The following is a 7,317-nucleotide window of genomic DNA, read 5'->3' on the forward strand; positions in this document are numbered from 1 at the left end:
CTCACCTCCCGCTGGCCGCCTCCAGGCTGGGACGGTTGCTCGGTTCGCTATTTGGCGATCGGGCAGGAGCCGGGATTGGCGCAGCGAGGAGGCGTCGATCGCGTGGTGCCGGTCGCCTCCTCGGAGCTCGGGCCCACCGCCCCGTTCAGAATGACCGAGACACGCCATCGATATGTTGTTTTCGGCGTCAGACCGGAATCCCCAAAGCTCGCGCCTGTCACGTCGCCAACCGCTTGGAACGCACCATCGGGCCCCGCACGCGAAACCCGGTAGGTTGTTCCGTCGTCCCCTGGAGACCAGGCCAGGTCAGCGCCGCTATCCGACGTATCGATCACCGTGAGCGACTGCGGTGCCGATAGCGAGGGCGCGATCGCGCCGGCGGGCGCCGCGGCAGCGGCCGTGAGCGCATCCAGCATCGCCTTGATCGCCTTGATTTGCGATCCGGACTTCGTGACGTAGCTATCCTGATGGTTGACGTAACTCCACCAATCCCAACAGGCCTGCGGATTGCTTGGCCAGTATGGGCTGGTCTTGGTCTGCGGATAGAGAATGATCAGGCGGTTCGTGTCCGCCCACTCATTGTAGCCGGCCTCATCCACGAATTTGCGTCCGATATCGGCGACGTCCTGCTTGCATCCGTGGAGCGCGACGTGGACGCGACACGGACTGCCCTGCTCGCAATCCCGGGGCACGAACACATAGCCGGTATCGCCCATGCTGAGCGCGTCGGGCAGATGCGGCGTCGTATAGATCGATTGATCAAAGCTCTTCACCGAACCTGCAAGCTGCGCGGCATTGGGCGGATTCAGGCGGCCGTAAATATGCTGCAGGATGACGCCGGCCTGGTCATAGCCGCATTGGTCGATATAGGGCGCCGTGTTGGCCTTGCACTCGTTGAGCCCGGGTGCGCCCTGTTTCGCCACGACGAACGAGTGGCCCGCGCCGAGCGTGGCCTGATAGAACAAGTTGCCGCGATTGGCATCCCCGAGATAGTGGCGATAGAAATCGGCGGCCGCATCGGTCGCGGCCTTGTCGACGATCGCGTCATTGTAGCCGTGAAAGAGATAGATCTTCTGCCTGCCGACATTGCTGAGAGGGTCGATCTCGCCCGCTGCGGCCTTCGCGTCGGCCTTTGCCGTAAAATCCTTCGGATTCAGATCCGACGCCGGCCCTTTCATGCATGCACCCGTGGCCCGCCGGATCGGCCCCCAGTACCAGGTGACGGCGTCGAACGCGTCCGCCTTCGCGCACCAGTAAGGGCCGCCTGCGACCACGCCGACGCCCTTGATCACCGACGACCACGCCGTGCCGAACTGAACGGCCATGAACGCGCCCGACGAAATTCCCGAAATCGAACTCTCACCGATCGGCGCGCGATAGCGCCGTAACCCCTCGGCGGCGCACGCTGACACGCCGAGAGTGGTCGCGAAGATCAGGACGCAAATCTGGGCGGCGGTGAATTGCCGCAAAACGGCCACGCGCATGACAGCCTCGCCAAATCGACCGCAGGAGCAACCTCTGGTATTAGAGATCAAGAGCGGCAATCGGTGCAAGCGCAAACAAGCGGCACCAAACGACAAACCGTCACTTCGGCGTTGTCGGCGCCTCCAGGCTCCGGCTGTAGCGCGACATCGCGAAGCAGAAGACGAAGTAGATCGCGGCCACGAAGATGTAGACCTCGACCGAAAACTGCTGCCAGGCGGGATCGATGATCGCGGTCTTGGCCGTCGTCAGCAGGTCGAAGATGCCGATGATCAGCACCAGGCTGGTGTCCTTGAAGAAGGCGATGAAGGTGTTGACCAGCGGCGGGATGACGTGGCGGATCGCCTGCGGCAGGATGATCAGCCGGTGCTTGCGCCAGTAGGACAGGCCGAGCGCGTCGGCGGCTTCATATTGCCCGCGCGGCACGGCCTGAAGCCCGCCGCGGATCACTTCGGCGAGGTAAGCACCGGCGAACAGGATGATCGCGATCTGAGCGCGCAGCAGCTTGTCGATATTGAATCCGGCCGGCATGAACAGCGGAAACATCACGCTCGCCATGAACAGCAGGCTCACCAGCGGCACGCCACGGATCAGCTCGACATAGAGCACGCTGAGCGAGCGGATCGCCGGTAGCTTCGAGCGCCGGCCGAGCGCGACCAGGATACCGAGCGGAAAGCCGACGGCGAGACCGAACGTCGCCAGGATCAGCGTCACCGGCAATCCGCCCCAGCGATCCTGCGAGACGAAGGACAGGCCGAGCACACCGCCCCACATCAGCACGCTGATCAGCGCCAGTGCACCGATCCAGAGATAGACCAGCTCGCGCCGCCACAGCGCGCGCCGGGTCGAGAGGTAGTACAGCGCGATGAACAGCACGACCGACAGCGCCGGCCGCCATTGCTCGTCGAACGGATAGGTGCCGAACAGGATGAAGCGGTACTTCTCGGGGACGATGGCCCAGCACGCTCCGAGGCCGCGCGCGGCGCGACAGGCGCTGGAATCGCTCGTGGGCGTCAGCCAGACCGCATTGGCGATGCCCCATTGCACGAAGCTGAAAATGCCTTTGGCGAGCAGCACCATTAGCAGGATGGTGATGATCCCATTCGGGATCGAGGAGAACAGGTTCTTGCGCAGCCAGTGCAGCACCGGATTGCCCAGCTGCGGTCGGCGAGCGGCCCGGGGTGCATCGGGGATGTCCGTGATCGCGGTCATGATCAGCGCTCCACCAGCGCGATGCGCGCATTGTACCAGTTCATGAAGAAGCTGATCGAAAGGCTGATGGTCAGGAACACCGCCATGATCAGCGCGATGGCTTCGATGGCCTGTCCGGTCTGATTCAGCGTTGTGTTGGCGATCGAGACCACGTCCTGGTAGCCGATCGCGACCGCGAGCGAGGAGTTCTTGGTCAGGTTGAGATACTGGCTCGTCATCGGCGGCACGATGACGCGCAGCGCCTGCGGCAGGATGATCTGCCGCAGCATGAAGCTGCGACGCAGGCCGAGTGCGTTGGCGGCATCCCATTGCCCGCGTGGCACCGACTGGATGCCGCTGCGCACGATCTCGGCGATGAAGGCGGAGGTGTAGGTCACCAGTGCGATCAGCAGCGCGAAGTATTCCGGCGCGAGCGTCAGCCCGCCGACGAAATTGAAGCCGCGCAGCTGCGGCCACTCGACCGTCCAGGACGCGCCGAGCACCAGCGAGACCGCCGCCGGCACCACGACGATGAGGCCGAGCGCAGACGGCCAGGCCGGCCGCGGCTTGCCGTCGCGCATCTGCTGTGCGACCAACCAGCGACGGAAGAGGAAGAACACCGCACAGCCCAGCACCGCGGTGCCGAGCACCGTGAGCTGCGGCGGACCGAACGGGATCGCAGGCAGGATCAGGCCGCGATTGGACAGGAATATGCCCTCGACGGGCCGCCAGGCGGCACGTGCAGCCGGCAGCGCCTGCATCAGCACGTACCAGAACAGTAGCTGGAGCAGCAGCGGGATGTCGCGGAGCGTTTCGACGTAGACGGCCGCAAGCCGCGACAGCAACCAATTGGCCGACAGCCGCGAGATCCCGATCAGGGTGCCGAGGATCGTCGCGAGCACGATGCCGATCACGGCGACGCGCAAGGTGTTGGCGACGCCGACGACGAAGGCCCAGAGGTAGGTATCCCCGGGATTGTAGGCGAGCAGGCTGTCGGCAATCGGCATGCCGGCCTCGCGGCCGAGAAAGGCGAAGCCGGTCGTGATGCGGCGGGCCGACAGATTGGTGACGGTGTTGGACCAGAGGAAGGCGATCACTGCGATCGCGATGCCGACCACCAGGACCTGCCAGAACAGGCCCTTCAATTGGTTGCGGCCGAGCACGAAGCGGCGGCGCGGCGGCGGCCTGGGATGATCGGCGGTCACAGCACAAAAATCCTTCGTCGAATGCAGCGATTTCCGGCGACGCACGTCAACTGTTGCACCGAACCCAGATCCATGCAACAAATGTTTCATGGCCGAGCCCGCGAAATCCTCGCCTTTGAACGAACTGCGCATCGCATTGCCGTCGCTCCCCCTGCGCTTACAGGAGGTCGGCCGTTTCGTCGCCGCCAACGACTACGATGCCACCACCCGCTCGATGCGCGATCTCGCAGCGGAAGCCGGTGCCGATCCCGCCGCGTTCACGCGGCTTGCGAAAGCGATCGGCTATTCCGGATGGGACGAGCTGCGTGCGGCGCTGACCGAGGCGCGGCGGCCGTCCCAGACCGCGCCCTTCTCCGGCCGCACAAGAGGCCGCCGTCACGGGCCGAACGCCGATGTTACGCTCATCCTCGACAAGCTCGAGGCCGAGGCCGCCGGCCTTCCGCGCATCCCGGCACAGCCGATCGCGGAAGCGGCGCGCGCGCTGCACGAGTCCAAGCGGATCTGGATCGCGGGCTATCGCAGCTGCCGCAGCGTCGCGGAACTCCTGAACTACGAGCTGCGCCTGTTCCGGCCCGAACAGGTGCAGCTCGTCGGCACGTCCGGGCCCGACGACCTCGATCTCGGCGCGTTCCGGCCAAGCGAAGCCGTCATCGTCATCGGCTTCCTGCCTTACACGCATGCGAGCGTCCGCGTCGCTCAGGCCGCGCATCGCAGCGGCGCGACGCTGATCGCGATTGCGGATAGCCTGTCGGCACCGATGGCCGAAGGCGCCGACCATGTGCTGCTGTTCGAGGCAGCCTCCTCGCCCGGCTTTTTCCCCAGTCTCACGGGCGCGATCGCGATCGCGCAGTCGCTCGCGGCGGTCACATTCTCGCTCGGCGGCGCCGCCGCGAAGAAGCGGCTGGAAAACACCGAGGCGCGGCTCACTGCTGCCTCCACCTACGTCCCGGAGAAAGGTTGACCCATGAGCACTCGCACCAGCCGCGTGCTGCATCGCTCGCTGCGCGAAACTCCGCCAAAGGCGATCGGCGGCGAGGGCGTTTATCTCTTCGCCGAGGACGGACGTCGCATCATCGATGCCTCCGGCGGGGCGGCGGTCTCCTGCCTCGGCCACCAGCATCCGCGCGTGATCGCGGCGATGGCCAAGCAGGCGTCCACCCTCGCCTATGCGCATACGGCTTTCTTCTCCTCCGAGCCGGCGGAAGCACTTGCTGAAACACTGGTCGGACACGAGCCCGGCGGGCTCGCCTACGCCTATTTCGTCAGCGGCGGATCGGAGGCGATCGAAGCCAGCATCAAGCTGGCGCGGCAATATTTCATCGAGCGCGGCGAGCCGCAGCGGCAGCACTTCATCGCGCGGCGGCAGAGCTATCACGGCAACACGCTCGGCGCGCTCGCCGCCGGCGGCAATGCCTGGCGTCGCGCGCCCTATGCGCCGCTGCTCTCGACCGCTTTCAACCACGTCACGCCGGCGTTCGCCTATCGCGAGAAGCGCGAGGGCGAGTCGGACGCGCGGTTCGTCGCGCGCCTCGCCGCCGAGTTCGAAGCCGAGTTCCAGCGGCTCGGCCCCGACACCGTCGCCGCCTTCCTCGCCGAGCCCGTCGTCGGCGCCACCGCCGGCGCCGTGACCGCCCCGGACGGCTACTTCAAAGCGATGCGCGAGATCTGCGACCGTCACGGTGCGCTGCTCATTCTCGACGAGGTCATGTGCGGCATGGGCCGCACCGGCACGATGCATGCGTGGGAGCAAGAAGGTGTCGCCCCCGACATCCAGGCGATCGCAAAGGGGCTCGGCGGCGGCTATCAGCCGATCGGTGCGATGCTGGCAAGCGGCAAGATCATCGACACCATCCGCGCAGGCTCGGGCGCGTTCCAGCACGGCCACACTTATCTGGCGCATTCCCTCGCCTGCGCTGCGGCGCTCGCGGTGCAGGATGTGATCCGCGATGATGGCCTGCTCGACCGCGTGAAGGAGCGCGGCAAGCAGCTCGAGCAGCGCCTGACCGAACGCTTCGGCAATCATCGCCATGTCGGCGACATCAGGGGCCGCGGCCTGTTCTGGGCGATCGAGCTGGTCGCCGATCGCGCTACCCGCACCTCGTTCGATCCGGCGCTCAAGCTGCACCAGAAGATCAAGGCGGAGGCCTTTGCCGGTGGCCTCGGCTGCTATCCCACCGGTGGTACCGTCGATGGCGTGCGCGGCGACCACGTGCTGCTGGCACCGCCCTATATCGCCTCGGCGGACGAAATCGACCTGATCGTCGACAAGCTGGGCACGGCCGTCGACAGCGTGTTGCGTAGTGTCAATCAGTGAGGGGAGAGTAGTATGAGGAAAGTGGTTATCGCAGCGGGCCTGCTCGCGGCATCGACAATGATCGCAGCGGCAGCGACGCTCGATACGGTGAAGAGCCGCGGCACGCTGGTTTGCGGCGTCAGTGCCGGTTTTGCCGGCTTCTCGGCGCCGGACTCGCAAGGCAATTACAGGGGTCTCGACGTCGATTATTGCCGCGCGCTGGCGGCCGGCGTGCTCGGCGATCCTACCAAGGTGCGCTACGTCTCGCTGACGGCTCAGAACCGCTTCACCGCCCTGCAATCGGGCGAGATCGACGTGCTCTATCGCAACTCGACGCAGACCTATTTGCGCGGCGCGACGCTGGGCCTGCGGCAGGGTCCGATCAACTTCTACGACGGCCAGGGTTTTGTCGTGAAGAAGGACCTCGGCGTCAAGGAGCTGAAGGACCTCAAGGGCGCCACCGTCTGCGTCGCGCAGGGCACCACGCACGAGGTCACGCTCGGCGATTACGGCCGCGCCAACGGCATCGACTGGAAGCCCCTGGTGTTCGACCGCGTCGACACCATGTACCAGACCTTCTTCGGCGGCCGCTGCGATGCGATGACCCAGGACGCTTCGGCCCTCGCCGGCGCGGTGACCACGGCCGCGCCGAACGCAACCGACTACATTGTGCTGCCGCAGACCATCAGCAAGGAGCCGCTCGGACCCTTCACCCGCAACGGCGACGAGGTCTGGAGCGACATCATCGCCTGGCTGCATTACGGCCTGATCGAGGCCGAGGAGCTCGGCGTCACGCAAGCCAATGTCGAGGAGATGACGAAGTCGCAAACGCCTGCGATCCAGCGGCTGCTGGGGGCCAGCGGCGACCTCGGCTCGCGGCTCGGGCTCGACAACAAATGGCTGGTCAAGGCGATCAAGGCCGGCGGCAATTACGGCGAGATTTTCGAGCGCAATGTCGGCAAGGCCAGCCCGCTCAAGCTCGATCGCGGCCTCAACGGCCTCTGGAGCAAAGGCGGCTTGATGTACGCCATTCCGTTCAAGTAAGGGAGTTCACCTCTCCCCGCTTGCGGGGAGAGGTCGGATTGCGCAGCAATCCGGGTGAGGGGGAGTTTCCGCGCGTCCAACTCTCACCTTTTTGTGCCGAGA

The 7,317-nt window shown here is 65.6% G+C and carries 6 protein-coding genes; 3 read left to right on the forward strand and 3 right to left on the reverse strand.

The window, feature by feature from the left end; all coding sequences use genetic code 11:
• Nucleotides 1–47: 47 nt before the first annotated feature.
• From XF30_RS28200 to XF30_RS28210, 3 genes are all read right to left on the reverse strand, one after another.
• Entirely contained in the window at nucleotides 48–1,484 is a 1,437-nt protein-coding gene (locus tag XF30_RS28200) for an extracellular catalytic domain type 2 short-chain-length polyhydroxyalkanoate depolymerase (RefSeq protein WP_109144486.1), read from the reverse strand.
• 100 nt (nucleotides 1,485–1,584) lie between these two features.
• On the reverse strand, nucleotides 1,585–2,694 hold the full coding sequence (locus XF30_RS28205; protein WP_109144487.1) for an amino acid ABC transporter permease: 1,110 nt from the start codon (nucleotides 2,692–2,694) through the stop codon (nucleotides 1,585–1,587).
• 2 nt (nucleotides 2,695–2,696) lie between these two features.
• A complete protein-coding gene (locus XF30_RS28210) occupies nucleotides 2,697–3,878 on the reverse strand; it encodes an amino acid ABC transporter permease (RefSeq protein ID WP_109145879.1) in 1,182 nt (393 codons plus the stop codon).
• A gap of 88 nt (nucleotides 3,879–3,966) precedes the next feature.
• Between XF30_RS28210 and XF30_RS28215 the strand changes: the two genes are divergently transcribed.
• Genes XF30_RS28215 through XF30_RS28225 form a run of 3 tightly spaced genes read left to right on the forward strand, consistent with a single transcriptional unit; the run spans nucleotide 3,967 to nucleotide 7,215 of the window.
• Nucleotides 3,967–4,839: a MurR/RpiR family transcriptional regulator gene (locus tag XF30_RS28215; protein ID WP_109144488.1), complete on the forward strand. Its 873-nt coding sequence runs from the start codon at nucleotides 3,967–3,969 to the stop codon at nucleotides 4,837–4,839.
• A 3-nt stretch (nucleotides 4,840–4,842) separates the two neighbouring features.
• Complete coding sequence (locus XF30_RS28220) at nucleotides 4,843–6,192, forward strand: aspartate aminotransferase family protein (protein WP_109144489.1); 1,350 nt, start codon at nucleotides 4,843–4,845, stop codon at nucleotides 6,190–6,192.
• Nucleotides 6,193–6,204: 12 nt separating this feature from the next.
• Nucleotides 6,205–7,215 (forward strand): amino acid ABC transporter substrate-binding protein, encoded by a 1,011-nt coding sequence (locus tag XF30_RS28225; protein WP_109144490.1) that lies wholly within the window; start codon nucleotides 6,205–6,207, stop codon nucleotides 7,213–7,215.
• Nucleotides 7,216–7,317 lie beyond the last annotated feature (102 nt).

Origin of the sequence: Bradyrhizobium sp. SUTN9-2 (assembly GCF_003122645.1) — a bacterium.
Lineage (GTDB): Bacteria > Pseudomonadota > Alphaproteobacteria > Rhizobiales > Xanthobacteraceae > Bradyrhizobium > Bradyrhizobium yuanmingense.